Raw genomic sequence first — 16,920 nt, 5'->3', positions numbered from 1 at the left:
ACAATGCCGCCGGGCGCGGTCCGCCGACGCCGCCCGGCACGGGCGCGCTTCCGCCGGCGGCCCCCGGATCGGCCCGGCGCACCGGCGAAATCAGGGATTCCGTCTTCTGGCCCAGGGATCCCTGTCCCCTTTTGAGCGATACGTTCACCCGTAAGGATTAAATGTGCTGAAGGGGCGCTAAAGGCATGCTCTGTGCTGCCTACGGTCGCCAGGTGACGAGCAGCAGGCTGGAGCCCCCTACGCACACCACCGGCGCACACCGGTCGCGACACCGTGCGCCCCACTCCTCGGCGCAGCCTTCGCCGCGGCGGCCGCCTGCACGTTACGAGCCGCATCTCGATGGCCTGTTCACCTACTGCCTCTCCGTGCTCTGCGACCACGATGCCGCCACCGAGGCGCTCGGCGGTGTGCTCGCGATCGCGGAACGGCAGGACGGCCGGTGCCCGGCGGGTGAGGAGGAACGTAAATCCTGGCTGTACGCGCTGGCCAGATGGATGTGTCTGCGCAAGCTCGCCGAGCAGAAACAGGGCCGTCAGGCCCACCGCCACAATGCCGGGAAGCTGTCGGGAAGACGGTCGGCCGAGCAGGAGACGCAGCGCGAGGCGAAGCGGGCGGGGGGAGGACCTCCGGGCAAGCAGCCGGGCGGGACGGCCACCCAGGGGGCGCGCGCGGGCCGCCGTACGTCCCCGGCCGTCGTCGCGAAGGCCACTGAGGTCGCTCCGTTCACGCCGGGCGGCGACCCGGCGGGCAACGCCCCCGAATCCGAAGCCGCCGCCGAGGCGCACCGCCGTGAACTCGCTCAGCTGGCCTGGCCGGAGGCCGCGGGCACCACCCCCGAACAGCGCGAAGCGCTCGAACTCGCCGTGCGCCACCGCCTCGCCCCGCGCGCCGTCGCCTCCGTCCTGGGCCTCGAACCGGCGACCGCCCGCGAGCTCCTGGCCGCCGCGGCCTGCGAGGTGGAACGCACCCGCGCAGCCCTCGCCGTCGTCGAGAGCAGCAACTGCCCCACCGTCGCCCGGCTCACCGGCGACCACCGCGTCCTGCTCTCCGCGACCCTGCGCCGCGAACTCGTCCGCCATGTCGACGACTGCCCCCGTTGCCGCCGGGCCGCCGAGCGGGCCGGCGCCGAGGGCCCCTGGCCGGGCGCGGCCGTCACCCCGGCCGCCGCGCTGCCGGTCGTCGAGGCGCCACGGCCCTCCGCATACGTCGCGATGGTCCACGCCCAGCGGAACCGGTCCGCCGGCCCGCGTTTCGACCGGGCGGGCTTCCCCATGGACCCGAAGGACCACGCCGCTCGCCGGGATCGGCTGCGGGCCAGAGTCGTGACGACGACGGTGGTGGCGACGGTCGTCGCCGCCCCGGTGATCGCGCTGTGGACGGCTTACCGCGGCGCGCCGCAGACCGGCGAGGGCCACGACGGCTCCTCGGTCACCGCGACCGGGACGGACGTCCACCACGACTACCTCGACGGCACCCCGGACGGCCACTACGAGAACGCGGGCAATGCCCGTCCCCAGCCCGGCGTCAGCTTCACGGACGGCCATGCCCCGGACGTCTCGGCCGAGGTGATCAGCTCGGGTCCGGTGCGGGGCGGCATCGGCGGGCTCACGGTCGAGGCCCGCTCGTCCGGCGGCACGACACTCATCCGCCTCACCGCCTCGGGCGGCGCACCCGTCGCCTGGTCGGCCCGCGCGGATGCGTCCTGGCTGCGCCTCAGCAGCTCCTCGGGCACGCTCGCCGCGGGCGCGAGCATCACGATCCGCGTCCTCGTGGACCACCGGCGGGAACCCGCCGGTCCCTGGAGCGCACGCATCGCCCTCGCCCCTTCCGGTTCGGTCGTGGCGATCCGGGGATCCGGGGCGACGGCACCGTCACCCGGCGGCCCCGGCCCCTCGGGCCCGTCCGTACCGTCGGATCCGCCCCCCTCCTCGCCGGATCCCACACAGCCGACCGACCCGACCCCCGACCCGACGGACCCCACGCCGTCACCGTCGGGCCCGTCCCCGACCGATCCGACGCCGTCCCCGGGCCCGTCCGGCTCCACGACCCCGACCGAGCCGGGTACGGGCACCACCACACCGACGGGCTGAAACAGTCCGTCCGGGGCTGCGGCAGCCCACGCGACGTGACCGGCCGAGTCGCCGGAAGGCACCTCAGCCGTCACGCCGTCACGCCGTCACGCCGGATCGACCGGATCCGCCGGGTGCGGCGCCATCGGCAGCAGCGAGGACAGGCGCTCCTCGCACAGCTCGACCAGCCGGTCGTACCCCTTCTTGCCCATCAGCTCGATGAGTTCCGGGCGGTACGACACGTACACCGGCTCACCGGCCCCGTGCGCCGAGGTCGCCGATGTGCACCACCAGTGCAGATCGTGGCCGCCCGGACCCCAGCCCCTGCGGTCGTACTCGCCGATCGAGACCTGGAGCACGCGCGTGTCGTCGGGCCGGTCGATCCAGTCGTACGTACGCCGGACCGGCAGCTGCCAGCAGACGTCCGGCTTGGTCTCCAGGGGCTCCTTGCCCTCCCGCAGCGCCAGGATGTGCAGCGAGCAGCCCGCTCCGGCCGCGAACCCGGGACGGTTCTGGAAGATGCACGAACCCTTCCAGCGCCGCGTCTGGCGTTCCCCGTCGTCGTCGACCTCGACCCAGCCCGTCTCCGTACCGACATCGTGGAACTGCCACAGATCAGGGGTCAGCCGTTCGACATGGCTCGCCACCCGCTTCTCGTCGTCCTCGTCCGAGAAGTGCGCGCCAAGCGTGCAGCATCCGTCGTCCGCGCGGCCCGCCTGGATGCCCTGGCAGCCACTGCCGAAGATGCAGGTCCACCTGGACGTCAGCCAGGTCAGGTCGCAGCGGAAGATCTGTTCGTCGTCCGCGGGGTCCGGGAACTCGACCCAGGCGCGTGCGAAATCGATCCCCGTCTCGTCTTCGGACCGGTCCGGCCCGTTCACTTCCTGCTGCTGCATCTCCTGCTTCGTTTTCTGTTTCTTCGTGATTTTGCCCGGCTTCGCCTTTTTCGTCTTTGGCACGCGCCAAGAGTAAGTCCGCGGTCCCGGTAGCGTTCCTGGTATGAGACTCGGAGTCCTCGACGTGGGTTCGAACACGGTGCATCTGCTGGTGGTGGACGCGCACCCCGGCGCCCGCCCGCTGCCCGCGCACTCGCACAAGGCGGAGCTGCGCCTGGCCGAACTTCTCGACGGGGACGGGGCGATCGGTCCCGACGGTGTGGACCGGCTCGTGGCGACGATCACAGATGCGCTCCAGGCCGCCGAGGACAAGGGGTGCGAGGACGTTCTGCCGTTCGCCACGTCCGCGGTACGGGAGGCGAGCAACGCCGACCGGGTGATGGCCCGGGTGCGGGACGAGACGGGCATCGACCTCGCCGTCCTCAGCGGTGCGGAGGAGGCCCGGCTCACCTTCCTCGCCGCGCGCCGCTGGTTCGGCTGGTCGGCGGGGCGGCTGCTGGTCCTGGACATCGGGGGCGGCTCGCTGGAGATCGCGTACGGCATGGACGAGGAGCCGGACGCCGCGGTCTCGCTGCCGCTCGGGGCCGGCCGGCTCACCGCCGGGTGGCTGCCGGGCGATCCGCCGGACCCGGCGGAGGTGAAGGCGCTGCGCCGCCATGTGCGGGCCAGGATCGCCCGGAGCGTCGGGGAATTCACCCGCCTCGGGCGCCCGGATCATGTCGTCGGCACCTCCAAGACGTTCAAGCAGCTCGCCAGGATCGCGGGTGCCGCACGTTCCACCGACGGCCTGTACGTGCAGCGTGCGCTCACCCGCAAGGCGCTGGAGGAGTGGGTGCCGAAGCTGGCCGCGATGACGGTCGAGCAGCGCGGCACCCTGCCCGGGGTCTCCGAGGGCCGGGCCGCGCAGCTGCTGGCCGGGGCGCTGGTGGCGGAGGGGGCCATGGATCTGTTCGGGGTCGAGGAGCTGGAGATCTGCCCCTGGGCGCTGCGTGAGGGTGTCATCCTGCGCCGTCTGGACCACATGCCGACGGAGCCCACGGAGCAGGCCGCGCCGAGCTGAGCACCGCCGGGGCGGCCGGAAGCCCGCCATGGCCCTCCTCACTTTCCGCCCGGGTCTCTCGGCGCGGCGTCGCACTGCCCGTAGGCTGTCCCAGTGGCAGAACCAGTGGTGCGCATCCCGGATGCGAAGGTCGCCCTGTCGACGGCTTCCGTCTACCCGGAATCGACGGCGACGGCCTTCGAGATCGCCGCGCGCCTTGGTTACGACGGCGTCGAGATCATGGTGTGGACCGACCCCGTCAGCCAGGACATCGAGGCGCTGCGACGGCTCTCGGACTACCACCAGGTGCCGATCCTGGCCGTCCACGCGCCCTGTCTGCTGATCACGCAGCGCGTCTGGTCCACCGATCCGTGGGTGAAGCTCCAGCGGGCCCGTGCCGCCGCTGAGAAGCTCGGGGCGACGACCGTCGTCGTCCACCCGCCGTTCCGTTGGCAGCGCAACTACGCGCGCGACTTCGTCACCGGGATCTGGCGCATGGCGGACGAGACCGATGTGCGGTTCGCCGTCGAGAACATGTACCCCTGGCGCTACCGGGACCGCGAGATGCTGGCGTACGCCCCCGACTGGGACGTCACCAACGACGACTACCGCCACTTCACCGTGGACCTGTCGCACACCGCGACGGCCCGCACGGACGGCATGGCGATGGTCGACCGGATGGGCGACCGGCTCGCCCACATCCATCTCGCCGACGGCAAGGGCTCCAACAAGGACGAGCACCTGGTGCCCGGCCGTGGCGACCAGCCCTGCGCCGAACTCCTGGAACACCTGGCCCGTACCGGCTTCGACGGCCATGTCGTCATCGAGGTCAACACCCGCCGCGCCATGTCCACCGCCGAACGCGAGGCCGACCTGGCGGAGGCGCTGGCCTTCACCCGGCTCCACCTGGCGTCGTCCTCGGCCGAGGCGCCGCGCCCATGACCGGTGGCCACACCGATCCCACCGGTTCCGCCCCCAAGCGCCGCGGCCGCCCCTCCCGTACGGCCGAGACCACCGGCCCCGACGCCCGCACCCGCATCCTGGAGGCGGCCCGTACCGAGTTCGCGGAGCGCGGCTACGACAAGACGTCGATCCGGGGCATCGCCAAGGCGGCAGGCGTCGACTCCGCCCTCGTCCACCACTACTTCGGTACGAAGGACGAGGTCTTCGCGGCCGCCATCGAGCTCTCCTTCGAGCCGGCCCTGGTGATCCCGGCCATCCTCGGCAGCGGCACGGACGGCTTGGGGGAGCGGCTGGCCCGCTACTTCATCGCCGTATGGGAGAACCCGGCGTCCAGGGCACCCCTGCTGGCGATCATGCGGTCCGCACTGACGCACGAGGCGGCGGCGAAGGTCCTCCGCGGCTTCGTCCTGCGCCGCCTCCTGGAACGCATCGCGGAGGCACTGGACGTACCGGACGCGACCTTCCGCGCGGAACTGGCTGCCTCACACATGCTCGGGATCGCGATGCTGCGCTACGTCATCCGGGCGGAACCGCTTGCTTCGGCGCCCCCGGAGAAGATCATCGAGATGGTGGCACCGACACTGCAGCGCTACCTGACGGAATCCTGAAACTTCAGCCTCGTCGGCCACCCCCGGCTGTATCCGGCCCCTCCGGCCCCTCCGGCGCTTGAGGAGCGGGGTCGGGGACAGAGCCCCGGCTCCGGGAAGGGGCGGGCAGGGACCAGCCCCGCGCAGCGGCCCGCTCGCCGCGCACCCCCCACTGCCCCCGATCACCCGCCCACCCACCGAGCGTTCCATCCCGCATACCGGACACCGTGTCCAGATCTTGGAGCCGGAGGCGTAGGCTCGGAAGCAGTCTTTTCTGTCGAAGGAGCGAGAGACGATGCCCCAGCTGAGGTCCCGCACTGTCACCCACGGCCGCAACATGGCGGGCGCCCGCGCCCTTATGCGGGCCTCGGGCGTAGCGAGCGAGGACATCGGCAAGCCGATCGTCGCCGTCGCCAACTCCTTCACCGAATTCGTCCCCGGCCACACCCACCTCGCCCCGGTGGGCAGGATCGTCTCCGACGCGATCAGGGCCGCAGGTGCCGTCCCCCGCGAGTTCAACACCATCGCCGTCGACGACGGCATCGCGATGGGCCACGCCGGGATGCTCTACTCGCTCCCCTCGCGCGACCTGATCGCCGACTCCGTCGAGTACATGGTCGAGGCGCACTGCGCGGACGCGCTGATCTGCATCTCCAACTGCGACAAGATCACGCCCGGCATGCTGATGGCCGCGATGCGCATGAATATTCCGACGGTCTTCGTCTCCGGCGGCCCGATGGAGGCCGGCCAGGCCACCCTCGTCGACGGCACGGTCCGCAAGCTCGACCTGATCAATGCGATCAGCGACGCCGTCAACGAGAACGTCTCGGACGAGGACATCCTCCGTATCGAGGAGAACGCCTGTCCCACCTGCGGCAGCTGTTCCGGCATGTTCACCGCCAACTCGATGAACTGCCTGACCGAGGTCCTCGGCCTCTCCCTCCCCGGCAATGGCTCCGTCCTCGCCACACACACCGCCCGCAAGGCGCTGTACGAGGACGCCGGCCGCACGGTCGTGGAGATCACCAAGCGCTACTACGAGCAGGACGACGCGACGGTCCTGCCGCGCTCCATCGGCACCCGCGCCGCGTTCGACAACGCGATGGCGCTGGACATCGCCATGGGCGGCTCCACCAACACGATCCTGCACCTCCTCGCCGCGGCACAGGAGGCCGAGCTCGCCTACGACCTCGAAGACATCAACGAGGTCTCGCGCCGTGTCCCCTGCCTGTCGAAGGTTGCGCCCAACGTGGCCCCCGGCGGCACCTACTACATGGAGGACGTCCACCGGGCGGGCGGCGTCCCGGCCATCCTCGGTGAGCTCTACCGCGGCGGTCTGCTCAACGAGGACGTGCACTCGGTGCACTCCGCCACCCTCGGCGAGTGGCTGAAGAACTGGGACGTCCGGGGCGGCTCCCCGTCCCCCGAGGCCGTCGAGCTGTGGCACGCGGCCCCCGGATGTGTGCGTTCCGCGACGGCCTTCTCGCAGTCCGAGCGCTGGGACACCCTCGACCTGGACGCGGCGGGCGGCTGCATCCGCGACCTGGAGCACGCGTACTCCAAGGACGGCGGCCTCGCGGTCCTCAAGGGGAATCTCGCCGAGGACGGCTGCGTCGTGAAGACGGCGGGCGTCGACGAGTCGATCTGGACCTTCGAGGGCCCGGCGGTCGTCTGCGAGTCGCAGGACGAGGCCGTCGACAAGATCCTCCGCAAGGAGATCAAGGAGGGCGACGTCGTCGTCATCCGTTACGAGGGTCCGCGCGGCGGTCCCGGCATGCAAGAGATGCTCTACCCCACCTCCTTCCTGAAGGGCCGCGGCCTCGGCAAGAGCTGTGCGCTCGTCACCGACGGCCGCTTCTCCGGCGGCACGTCGGGCCTGTCGATCGGCCACGCATCGCCGGAGGCGGCGTCGGGCGGCACGATCGCGCTGGTCGAGGACGGCGACCGGATCAGGATCGACATCCCGAACCGCTCGATCGAGCTCCTCGTTCCCGAGGCCGAGCTGACCACCCGCCGTGAGGCGCTGAACGGCGTGTACGCGCCGAAGGACCGCGAACGCAAGGTCAGCGCGGCGCTGCGCGCGTACGCGGCGATGGCGACGAGCGCTGACCGGGGCGCGGTGCGGGACGTGTCCAAGCTCGGCTGAACAAAGGCTGACCGAGGCAGCCGCGAACGCTGCCGCAGGACCCCGCTCTCACCAGTGAGCGGGGTCCTGTCCGTCGACGGCGAACACGGACCCGTCGGGCGCGGTACCGAAGACGGTCCGGCCGGCGGCGACAGGGGCGGGCAGCGCCGATGCGTACGTGAGCTTCCCGTCCCGGAGCCGGGGGCTCGTCTGGCCCAGCAGCGTTCCGCGCTCGGTGTCCACGGCGAGCAGCCGCCCGTCCGCCGCCGAGAAGTACAGCCGGTTCCCGGTGGCGAGAACGGGCGCCGACGTCCGCCCGGCAGCGGTCTCCAGCTGCCAGCGGACAGCTCCGTCGCCTGCCGGGCCCGTGTCGACGGCGACCAGGGTTCCACCGTGTGCCAGCAGATACGCGGTGTCCCCGCCCACCACGACCTCCGGTTCGTTCATCCGGAACGGCAGCGCCACCCGTGCGACGCTCTTGCGTTCCGGGTCGTAGCGGACGAGCCCGACGGTCTGGGCGTCCCCGTTCATGGACGTCAGGACGAGCGCACCGTCCGAGGTCCCCACCGGGGTGAGCATTCCGTCCAGCCGCCGCTGCCACGCCGCGTGCCCCGTCGCCGCATCGACGGCCGTGACCAGCGTGCTGGACCCGTAGGCCGAGTGCTCGAATGCGTAGGCCAGTCCCGATCCTTCGTCGTACAGCGCGTAGTCCGGCCGCTGGTGCCCGGTGAGCGGATGCCGCCAGAGGGACACGCCGGTCGCGGAGTCGAGCGCTTCGGTCGTGCCGTCCTCACTGACCAGCAGCAGCGTGTCACCCGCGGCGAAGGGGGCGCCGAGGTACGGGGAGAGATCCGCGTCCCAGACCTGTTCGCCCTTGGCGGGGTCGTACGCCCGGAGCTTTCCGCCCGGCACCGCCGTATGCACCAGACCGCCGGAGACCGACACCACGCCGACCGACGGGGTGTCCCCGGCGGGGCCGTGACGGGACCACAGCACCCGGCCGTCCGCGGGGTCCAACCGGGCGGCGCCGACACCGTCCGCCGCGCAGTACAGCGCGGCGGACGGGCCGGACGCCTCTTCGCCGGCACCACCCGCCGAGGAACAGACCGGCGTGGAGCTGCCCGAGGTCGGCAGCGGCGTCCGCCACGGCGCGAACGCCGCTGCCGTGCCGCCCGACTCGCCCGACTCACCGGAGCCGTCCGATTCACCCGAGCCCCCTGAGTCGCCCACCACCCCGGCAGCCCACACCCCACCGGCACCCATGACGAGCAGTGCCGCAGCGGCTGCCAGCCACCGCCGCTTGCCGCCACCGCTCGCGGTCGCCTTCCTGCCCCGCGCCGCCGCGCCCGCGCCTGCATGCGTGTCCGCATCCGCCCCCGTCGCGATCCTTGGCCCCGACACCGCCGGGGCTTCGACCGCACCCGGCCGCCGTTGCGACGGTATGAACGCGGCGGCGTCGTACGAAGGAGGGCGCAGCGCCGCCATGATGTCGTCCGGAGTGGGCCGCTCCGCAGGGTCCTTCGCCAGGCACTGGCCGATCAGCGGCGCCAGATCCGTCGGCACCCCCGCCAGATCGGCCTCGTCGTGGACCACCTGGTAGGCCACGATGTACGGGCTGTCGGAGTCGAAAGGCCCCCGGCCGGTCGCCGCATGGACGAGCACGGCCCCCAGCGCGAACACGTCCGCGGCGGGCCCGACTTCACGCGGCCGCTGGAACTGCTCGGGCGCCATGTACGGCGGCGAGCCGATCAGCTTGCCCGTCTCGGTGCGCAGATCGCTGTCGTACGGCCGGGAGATCCCGAAGTCGATGACCTTGGGCCCGGAGTCGGAGAGCAGCACATTGCTCGGCTTGAGGTCGCGGTGGATCACTCCGGCCCGATGGATGTCGCGAAGCGCCTCGGCAAGTCCCGCCGTCAGTCTGCGCAGTTCGGCGGGGGCCATCGGCCCGTTCCGCTTCACCTGGTCGGAGAGCGTGGGGCCGGGCACGTAGAGAGTGGCCATCCACGGCCGTGCGGCGTCCGGATCGGCATCGACGACCGATGCCGTGAAGGCCCCGCTGACTCGCCTCGCCGCCCCGACCTCCTGCCGGAAGCGTGCCCTGAACTCAGGGTCTGCCGAATAGTGCCGGTGCACCACCTTGACGGCGAGCTGCAGCCCCGAGGTGGAGCGCGCCAGGTGCACGACACCCATGCCGCCCGCGCCGAGACATGCCTCAAGGCGGTAGTGACCGGCGTACTCCGGATGCTCCGCTTCCGGATTGGCTCCGGTACCTCGCAGCGGCGGCATCGCCCACCCCCGTGTGTTCGTCCGCAAGCGCGACGCACGGAGCCTAGTCGATGGTGCGTGCGAAACGGGCGGGGCTTGTAGCCTGCGCGTCGTACACACCGTCTCTCAACGGGGGAGGGCCTCACGGCCATGGAAGAGCACACCGACATCACCACCGGCACCACCGACGCGGCCGAGGACGTGGCCGCGCTCGCCGGCACCGACGACGTCACCAGGTACCCCATCGCACCGGGCTACCGGGTCAACGTCCGCACGGGACCGGGCACCCAGTACGGCATCGTCAGGACGCTTCCGTACGGAATGAAGGTTCCGGTCTACTGCCAGAAGCCGGGGGAGCGGGTCGCCGGCCCGTACGGCACCTCGAACCTCTGGGACAACATCGCCAACGGCCAGTTCGTGGCGGACGCCTACGTCCACACGGGCAGCGACGGCTACATCGCCCCGCGCTGCGACTGACCGGGACGGCGACCAGGACCGCGATCGGGACTGTGACGGGGACGGCGATCGGGACCGGGACCGCCCGGGGATAATCGACCTCGTGAGCGAGAACAGCGAAGCCCCCGGCCCCGGCACCACGCCCGGCTCCACCACGCCCGGCCCGCAGCCCGAGCCCCTGCTCTTCTTCGGTACGACCTGGGTCGACCACGACGGGGGCTACGGGCTGCGACGCGTCGGGGCGGCGGTGGGCTCCCTCGCGGCCGCGGTCGCCGCCTGCTTCGTACTCCGCTTCGCCTTCCAGGGACTGGAGATCGCCGACGTCGGCAACGCCGTCGGCATCCTGGTCGTCCTGATGTTCGCCATCTGCAGCGCCATCGCCTTCCGCAAGACGTGGGAAGGCTTCAGCCGCCGCCCGGCCGATCCGGCGCGCGAGGCCAATCTGCGCGGCCTCAAGACCATCGGCTTCGTCGGCTCACTGATCGCGTACTTCCTCCGTACGTTCAAGGAGGCGCCGGGCGAGCAACTGCGCCGCACGGAGTACGAGACGGCCCTGGCCCGCTACGCGAAGCGCCGCTCGGCCCGCACCGGAAACCCGGCCGCCCGCAAGATCACCAAGGGAAAGCGACCCAAGGGCAAGTAGGGCCCCACGAGCGCAGGGCCCCCACAAGCGCGGGTCGAGTCCCGCGAGCACCGGCGCAAGGCCCCCGCGCGGGCGCACGATGGCTCCATGCTTCCTTCCGGCTCCGGCTCCGGCTCCGACTCCGATTCCCGGGCACGCACCGCCTCACCCGCCTCCCCACCCCGCGCCCTCTCCTTCGACCGCGCAGCCGCCCAGTACGCCGCGGCCCGCCCCGGCTACCCGCCCGCCCTCTTCGACACGGTCGAGGAACTGGCCGGCCGCCCCCTGCGTGGTGCCCGCACCATCGACGTCGGCGCGGGCACGGGTATCTCCACCCGACTTCTCCACGACCGGGGCGCCCGGGTCACCGCGGTCGAGCCGGGCTCGGGCATGGCGGAAGAACTGCACCGGGCACTCCCGTACGTGCCGCTCGTGCGCGGCGACGGCAACCGCCTTCCCATCGCCACCGCATCGGCCGACCTGGTCACGTATGCCCAGTCCTGGCACTGGACCGACCGGAGCCGCGCCGCCGCCGAGGCCCTGCGCGTCCTGCGCCCCGGCGGGGCACTCGCCCTCTGGTGGAACGTCTGCGACCACTCCGTCCCCTGGATCGCCGAGCAGGACGCCCGTCTTCGCCGCTTCCTCGGTGCCGACGAGGGTGCCCACGGCTCGCCCGTCCACTCCCGCGATCTGCCGTCCGGGCTCGGCTTCGTACACCGCACGGTGCCCTGGACCCGACGGGTGTCCCTCGGCACCCACCTCGCCAACCTCGCCAGCCACTCCGCCTTTCTCGTCCTCGGTGAGGAGCCCACGCACCGATTCCTCACCCAGGAGCGCGACCGGCTGGCGGAGCTCTTCCCGGACGGCACGGTCGAGGAGAGTTACGTGGTCGACCTGAGCGTGGCGATCCGCCCGGGCTCGACCCCGGCCCCACCGCGCTCCTGATCCGCACGTCGAGGGGGCGCGCGCCTCGCGAGCCTCCCGCTCCGCGGCCCAGCCCTCCAGGGCCGCGGGGCATGCGTGGTCGGTATGACGCAGCCCGCCGGAGGCACGCATGGGTACCGGGGGCGGTGAAAATCATTGTCCTTTAAGGGAGTTGAATGCCCGGCCGGGATCCGGAACCGGCTGATGGTCGCGGAAGCGCAAAGGGGTGGAATGCCACCGTCCGATCGCGCCCCGACCGCCCGCGCCCACACCACGCCGCACCGCGCAGACCCCCGCAGCCCCACAGGCCGGACCGCACCGCGCCCTTGACGGGCAGACACCGCCAGGATCAAAATTCATCGCATGATGAATTCTCCGGGCGTCGCCATCGAGGCCCGCGGCCTCACCGTTGTACGAGGCAGCCGCACCGTCCTCCGCGACCTCGACTTCACCGTCGAACCCGGCAGGATCACCGGCCTCCTGGGCCCCTCCGGCTGCGGCAAATCCACCCTGATGCGTGCCGTCGTGGGCACCCAGGCCAAAGTCACCGGCACCCTCGACGTGCTCGGCAGCCCCGCCGGACACCCCACCCTCCGCCCGCGCATCGGGTACGTCACCCAGGCCCCGTCCGTCTACACCGACCTGACCGTCCGGCAGAACCTCGACTACTTCGCGGCGATCCTCCAGCCGGGCCGCCGCCACCGGGACGCCCGCCGCACCGCCGTCACCCGCGCGATCGCCGAGGTAGACCTGGCCAGCCACGCCGACGCACTGGCCGGCACCCTCTCCGGCGGCCAGCTCACCCGTGTCTCCCTCGCCGTGGCCCTGCTCGGCACCCCCGAACTCCTGGTCCTCGACGAGCCGACCGTCGGCCTGGACCCGGTACTCCGCCGAGACCTGTGGAACCTCTTCCACGCCCTCGCCGCCGACCGCGGCACCACACTCCTCGTCTCCTCCCACGTCATGGACGAGGCCGAGCGCTGCCACCGGCTGCTCCTCATGCGCGAGGGCGCGATCCTCGCCGACGACACCCCCGAGGCGCTGCGCACCGCCGCCCACGCCGCCACCGTCGAAGAGGCGTTCCTCCACTTGGTCGACGAAGCCGCCACCCGTCAGGAGACCGTCCGATGAGCACTCCGCACCCGCAGCCCCACCCGGCCGCACCACCCCTCAGCCCCGCCCGCATGCTCGCCACCGCCACCCGCGTCCTGCGCCAGCTGACCCACGACCCCCGCACCGTCGCGCTGCTCCTCCTGATCCCGGTCGTGATGATCACGCTGCTCCGGTACGTGTTCGACGGCAGCCCCCGCACCTTCGACGCCATCGGCGCCTCGCTCCTCGGCATCTTCCCGCTGATCACGATGTTCCTGGTGACCTCGATCGCCACCCTGCGCGAACGCACCTCGGGCACCCTCGAACGCCTCCTCGCCATGCCGCTCGGCAAGGGCGACCTGATCGGCGGCTACGCCCTGGCCTTCGGCGCCGTCGCGATCGTCCAGTCCCTCCTGGCCACCGCACTCTCGGCCTGGGCGCTCGGCCTGGACGTCACCGGCTCACCGTGGCTCCTGCTCCTGGTCGCCCTGCTCGACGCCCTGCTCGGCACGGCACTGGGCCTCTTCGTCTCCGCCTTCGCCGCATCCGAGTTCCAGGCCGTCCAGTTCATGCCGGCCGTGATCTTCCCGCAGCTCCTGCTCTGCGGACTGTTCATCGCACGCGACCGGATGGCGCCCGTCCTCGAAGCCATCTCGAACGTCCTGCCCATGTCGTACGCGGTCGACGGCATGAACGAGGTCCTCCACCACACCGACGTCACCGGCGACTTCGTCCGCGACGTCCTGGTCGTCGCGGGCTGCGCCCTGCTCGTCCTCGCCCTCGGCGCGGCCACGCTCCGCCGACGTACCGCCTGACCGGCCCCGGTGCGAGGATGACGGACACGAGCACCGAGAACCGTCAGCACGACGCACCGAGAAGCGCGAGCACCGCCCGGAGGGTGAACCGCATGACCCAGACAGTTGCAGTCCTCGGCACCGGCAAGATCGGCGAGGCCCTGCTCAGCGGCATGATCCGGGCAGGCTGGCGCCCGGCGAACCTGCTGGTCACCACCCGCCGTTCCGAGCGTGCCGAGGAACTCCACAGCCGCTACGGCGTCGATTCCGTCACCAACGCCGAGGCCGCCAAGCGCGCCGACATCCTCATTCTCGCGGTCAAGCCCCAGGACATGGGCCGGCTCCTGGACGAGCTCGCCCAGCACGTCACCGCCGACCGCCTGGTCATCAGCGCCGCCGCAGGCATCACAACCGCCTTCATCGAGGACCGCCTCACCGCGAACAGCCCGGTCGTACGCGTCATGCCGAACACCCCCGTCCTCGTCGACGAGGGCATGTCCGTCATCTCCGCAGGCAGCCACGCCACCACCGAACACCTCGCCACCGCCGAGGCGATCTTCGGCGGCGTCGGCAAGACCCTGCGCGTCCCCGAGTCCCAGCAGGACGCGGCCACCGCCCTCTCCGGGTCGGGCCCGGCGTACTTCTACTTCCTCGTCGAGGCGATGACCGACGCGGGCATCCTGCTCGGCCTGCCCCGCGCCCAGGCCCACGACCTGATCGTCCAGGCCGCCATCGGCGCCGCCGTGATGCTCCGCGACAGCGGCGAACACCCGGTCAAGCTCCGCGAAGCCGTCACCAGCCCGGCCGGCACCACCATCAGCGCCATCCGCGAACTGGAGAACCACGGCGTACGAGCCGCCCTCATCGCCGCCCTCGAAGCAGCCCGCGACCGCAGCCGCGAACTCGCCTCCGGCAACGGCTGACGGCTACCCGGCAGCCTCGATCAGCTCCGCACTGTGCACCACCCTCGCGAACCCACCGCCGTGCAACGACACGGCGGTGGCCCGCGCCAGCTCATCCGCGCCCAGCGTCCACCCCCACGGCCCGACCCCGTCGAAGGTGTACGTCGCATCCAGCGCGAAGAACACCTCGTACCCGAGGTTCCCGCCCATTCGCGCCGTCGTCTCCGCGCACATATTGGTCTGGATCCCGGCCACGACGATCTGCCGCACCCCGCCACGATCCAGCCACGCCCCGAGATCGGGCGTCCCGTAGAAGGCGGAGTTCACGCTCTTCGTCAGCAACAGCTCGGGCCCACCGCCCTTCCCCCGCCGCTCCTCCACGTACCCCTTGAAGTCATTCCCCGGCTGCCCCACCCGCAACGGCGAATCCGGCTTGGGCGAGTCATGCCGTACGAACACCACGGGCCGTCCACTCGCCTGCCAGGCATCGATCAGCCCCGCAATGTTCCGATCGGCCCCGGGATTGTTCCGCGCCCCCCAGTACGCCTCCTCCTCAAAGCCTTCCTGCACGTCCACCACGACCAGCGCTGCGTTCTCTGCGATCTCCATACGAACGATGCTGCCGCGCCGCACCCCTATGCCCCAGAGGTCAAAAAGCCATCGATCGATGCTTTACTGCCATCATGCCCACGACCGGCCGCCCGCCCACCCGCATCGCGCTCGTCTCCTTTCCCGGCATCCGCGCATTCGACGTCTCCGTCATCACGGAGGTCTGGGGCGTGGACCGCACCGACCGCGGCGTCCCGCCCTTCGACCTGCGCCGCACCGCCGCCGACCCGGCCCCCATCCCCCTGCGCGGCGGCCTCTCCCTCACCCCCGACCGCACCCTCGCCTGGCTCACCCGTGCCGACCTGATCGTCGTCCCCGGCCTCGACGACCATCTGACACCGGCGCCCGAACCGGTCCTCGAGGCGCTGCGCCGTGCCCATGCCCGAGCCACCCCCATCGCGGCCCTCTGCGGCGGAGCCTTCACCCTCGCCCAGGCCGGCCTCCTCGACGGCCGCCAGGCAGTCACCCACTGGAATCTCACCGACCTCCTGCGCACCCACCATCCCCACGTGACGGTCGTCCAGGACGCCCTGTTCCTCCACGACAGCAACATCTGGACGTCAGCGGGCACCGCGGCCGGCATCGACCTCTGTCTCCATCTCGTACGTACGGCCCACGGCGCGGAGACGGCCGCGACGATCGCCCGTTCGATGGTCACGGCCCCCTTCCGCACCGGCACCCAGGCCCAGTTCATCGAGCACCCCACGCCCCACACCGACCGTGACGCCGACACCCTCGCCTCGGTTCGGGCCTTCGCCCTGACCCGTCTGGACGAACCCCACACGGTCGCCGGCCTCGCCGCGCACGCCGGAATGTCCCCCCGCTCCTTCGCCCGTCACTTCCAGGCCACCACCGGCACGACCCCTCTCCGGTGGCTGATCACCCAACGCGTTGCCGCAGCCCAGAAGCTCCTGGAACAGACGGACCTGCCGCTCCCCGAGGTCGCCCGCCGCACCGGCTTCGGCAGTGAGATCACCATGCGCCAGCACTTCGCCAGCCACCTCTCCACCAGCCCCCGCGACTACCGCCTGGCCTTCCATCAGAAGCCGGGCAGGCCCGAGGTTGACACGACACGCCCACATCCGTAATGTTCTCCGAGTTGTCCGACGTGAGCGCCGACTCCGGTCGGTCCCCGGGCAGCCATTCCGCAGTAACCACATCTGGTCAGCGACATCTGTCGCCAGACTTTCTGTGCGCATTTGCGAAATGAAGAATCCGCGTTCGAAGGAGCGCGACCCCGATTAGCGTCGAGGCCCAGGATTCGCTAAAGTCTCACTCGTCGGAACGGCCCAACGGCCGGGAAGACAAACCCCGCTGACTGGGAATCAGGCCCGAAAGGATCTGATAGAGTCGGACTCGCCGGAAAGGGAAACGCGAAAGCGAAGAACTGGAAAGCGCAGTAAAAATTCTCCTGCTCCGCAGGGGGCCGCTTCGACCGGGAATCGGACACGAAAGAGTCTGATAGAGTCGGAAACGCAAGACCGAAGGGAAAGCCCGGAGGAAAGCCCGAGAGGGTGAGTACAAAGGAAGCGTCCGTTCCTTGAGAACTCAACAGCGTGCCAAAAGTCAACGCCAGA

General features: G+C 71.3%; 15 protein-coding genes. 12 read left to right on the top strand and 3 right to left on the bottom strand.

The annotated features are described in order from the left end of the window. Positions 1-185 precede the first annotated feature (185 nt). Complete coding sequence (locus ACFVYE_RS20380; protein WP_383974527.1) at positions 186-2,090, top strand: hypothetical protein; 1,905 nt, start codon at positions 186-188, stop codon at positions 2,088-2,090. Positions 2,091-2,176: 86 nt separating this feature from the next. Here the strand turns inward: ACFVYE_RS20380 and ACFVYE_RS20375 are convergent, their stop codons facing one another. Further along, complete coding sequence (locus ACFVYE_RS20375) at positions 2,177-3,028, bottom strand: hypothetical protein (RefSeq protein ID WP_383974525.1); 852 nt, start codon at positions 3,026-3,028, stop codon at positions 2,177-2,179. A 40-nt stretch (positions 3,029-3,068) separates the two neighbouring features. On the opposite strand from ACFVYE_RS20375, the gene ACFVYE_RS20370 reads away from it, so the two are divergent. From ACFVYE_RS20370 to ilvD, 4 genes are all read left to right on the top strand, one after another. Further along, the gene (locus ACFVYE_RS20370; protein WP_383974522.1) at positions 3,069-4,025 is read left to right on the top strand and encodes a Ppx/GppA family phosphatase; all 957 of its coding nucleotides are present in this window, start codon (positions 3,069-3,071) and stop codon (positions 4,023-4,025) included. Between the two features lie 93 nt (positions 4,026-4,118). After that, positions 4,119-4,946: a sugar phosphate isomerase/epimerase gene (locus ACFVYE_RS20365; RefSeq protein ID WP_351259788.1), complete on the top strand. Its 828-nt coding sequence runs from the start codon at positions 4,119-4,121 to the stop codon at positions 4,944-4,946. Further along, positions 4,943-5,575, top strand: coding sequence for a TetR family transcriptional regulator (locus ACFVYE_RS20360; RefSeq protein ID WP_383974520.1), 633 nt, complete (start codon positions 4,943-4,945; stop codon positions 5,573-5,575). Before ACFVYE_RS20365 ends, ACFVYE_RS20360 begins: the two co-directional genes overlap by 4 nt. Positions 5,576-5,849: 274 nt before the next feature. Next, on the top strand, positions 5,850-7,700 hold the full coding sequence (gene ilvD / locus ACFVYE_RS20355; protein ID WP_383974517.1) for a dihydroxy-acid dehydratase: 1,851 nt from the start codon (positions 5,850-5,852) through the stop codon (positions 7,698-7,700). A 48-nt stretch (positions 7,701-7,748) separates the two neighbouring features. Here the strand turns inward: ilvD and ACFVYE_RS20350 are convergent, their stop codons facing one another. After that, positions 7,749-9,965: a serine/threonine-protein kinase gene (locus tag ACFVYE_RS20350; RefSeq protein ID WP_389606713.1), complete on the bottom strand. Its 2,217-nt coding sequence runs from the start codon at positions 9,963-9,965 to the stop codon at positions 7,749-7,751. 129 nt (positions 9,966-10,094) lie between these two features. On the opposite strand from ACFVYE_RS20350, the gene ACFVYE_RS20345 reads away from it, so the two are divergent. The 6 genes from ACFVYE_RS20345 to proC all read left to right on the top strand — a co-directional run bounded on the left by ACFVYE_RS20345 (position 10,095) and on the right by proC (position 14,755). Then, complete coding sequence (locus ACFVYE_RS20345) at positions 10,095-10,421, top strand: SH3 domain-containing protein (RefSeq protein WP_383977912.1); 327 nt, start codon at positions 10,095-10,097, stop codon at positions 10,419-10,421. An 82-nt stretch (positions 10,422-10,503) separates the two neighbouring features. After that, the gene (locus ACFVYE_RS20340; protein ID WP_383977915.1) at positions 10,504-11,043 is read left to right on the top strand and encodes a hypothetical protein; all 540 of its coding nucleotides are present in this window, start codon (positions 10,504-10,506) and stop codon (positions 11,041-11,043) included. An 87-nt stretch (positions 11,044-11,130) separates the two neighbouring features. Further along, positions 11,131-11,967, top strand: coding sequence for a class I SAM-dependent methyltransferase (locus tag ACFVYE_RS20335; protein WP_383977918.1), 837 nt, complete (start codon positions 11,131-11,133; stop codon positions 11,965-11,967). Positions 11,968-12,309: 342 nt separating this feature from the next. Further along, on the top strand, positions 12,310-13,077 hold the full coding sequence (locus ACFVYE_RS20330) for an ABC transporter ATP-binding protein (RefSeq protein WP_383977921.1): 768 nt from the start codon (positions 12,310-12,312) through the stop codon (positions 13,075-13,077). Beyond that, positions 13,074-13,853 (top strand): ABC transporter permease, encoded by a 780-nt coding sequence (locus ACFVYE_RS20325; RefSeq protein WP_383977924.1) that lies wholly within the window; start codon positions 13,074-13,076, stop codon positions 13,851-13,853. Before ACFVYE_RS20330 ends, ACFVYE_RS20325 begins: the two co-directional genes overlap by 4 nt. A 92-nt stretch (positions 13,854-13,945) precedes the next feature. After that, entirely contained in the window at positions 13,946-14,755 is an 810-nt protein-coding gene (gene proC / locus ACFVYE_RS20320) for a pyrroline-5-carboxylate reductase (RefSeq protein ID WP_383977927.1), read from the top strand. 3 nt (positions 14,756-14,758) lie between these two features. Here proC and ACFVYE_RS20315 read toward each other — a convergent pair whose 3' ends face one another. Then, the gene (locus ACFVYE_RS20315) at positions 14,759-15,343 is read right to left on the bottom strand and encodes a cysteine hydrolase family protein (RefSeq protein ID WP_389606709.1); all 585 of its coding nucleotides are present in this window, start codon (positions 15,341-15,343) and stop codon (positions 14,759-14,761) included. 74 nt (positions 15,344-15,417) lie between these two features. On the opposite strand from ACFVYE_RS20315, the gene ACFVYE_RS20310 reads away from it, so the two are divergent. After that, positions 15,418-16,431: a GlxA family transcriptional regulator gene (locus tag ACFVYE_RS20310; RefSeq protein ID WP_389606707.1), complete on the top strand. Its 1,014-nt coding sequence runs from the start codon at positions 15,418-15,420 to the stop codon at positions 16,429-16,431. The last annotated feature ends 489 nt before the right edge of the window (positions 16,432-16,920 follow it).

Origin of the sequence: Streptomyces sp. NPDC058239 (assembly GCF_042882185.1) — a bacterium.
GTDB lineage: Bacteria > Actinomycetota > Actinomycetes > Streptomycetales > Streptomycetaceae > Streptomyces.
This window is presented reverse-complemented; position numbering and strand designations above follow the sequence as displayed.

Coding starts and splice junctions, on each gene's coding strand:
- ACFVYE_RS20380 (WP_383974527.1), top strand. CDS start 186: ATGCTCTGTGCTGCCTACGGTCGCCAGGTGACGAGCAGCAGGCTGGAG.
- ACFVYE_RS20370 (WP_383974522.1), top strand. CDS start 3,069: ATGAGACTCGGAGTCCTCGACGTGGGTTCGAACACGGTGCATCTGCTG.
- ACFVYE_RS20360 (WP_383974520.1), top strand. CDS start 4,943: ATGACCGGTGGCCACACCGATCCCACCGGTTCCGCCCCCAAGCGCCGC.
- ilvD (WP_383974517.1), top strand. CDS start 5,850: ATGCCCCAGCTGAGGTCCCGCACTGTCACCCACGGCCGCAACATGGCG.
- ACFVYE_RS20350 (WP_389606713.1), bottom strand. CDS start 9,965: ATGCCGCCGCTGCGAGGTACCGGAGCCAATCCGGAAGCGGAGCATCCG.
- ACFVYE_RS20345 (WP_383977912.1), top strand. CDS start 10,095: ATGGAAGAGCACACCGACATCACCACCGGCACCACCGACGCGGCCGAG.
- ACFVYE_RS20335 (WP_383977918.1), top strand. CDS start 11,131: ATGCTTCCTTCCGGCTCCGGCTCCGGCTCCGACTCCGATTCCCGGGCA.
- ACFVYE_RS20330 (WP_383977921.1), top strand. CDS start 12,310: ATGATGAATTCTCCGGGCGTCGCCATCGAGGCCCGCGGCCTCACCGTT.
- ACFVYE_RS20325 (WP_383977924.1), top strand. CDS start 13,074: ATGAGCACTCCGCACCCGCAGCCCCACCCGGCCGCACCACCCCTCAGC.
- proC (WP_383977927.1), top strand. CDS start 13,946: ATGACCCAGACAGTTGCAGTCCTCGGCACCGGCAAGATCGGCGAGGCC.
- ACFVYE_RS20315 (WP_389606709.1), bottom strand. CDS start 15,343: ATGGAGATCGCAGAGAACGCAGCGCTGGTCGTGGTGGACGTGCAGGAA.
- ACFVYE_RS20310 (WP_389606707.1), top strand. CDS start 15,418: ATGCCCACGACCGGCCGCCCGCCCACCCGCATCGCGCTCGTCTCCTTT.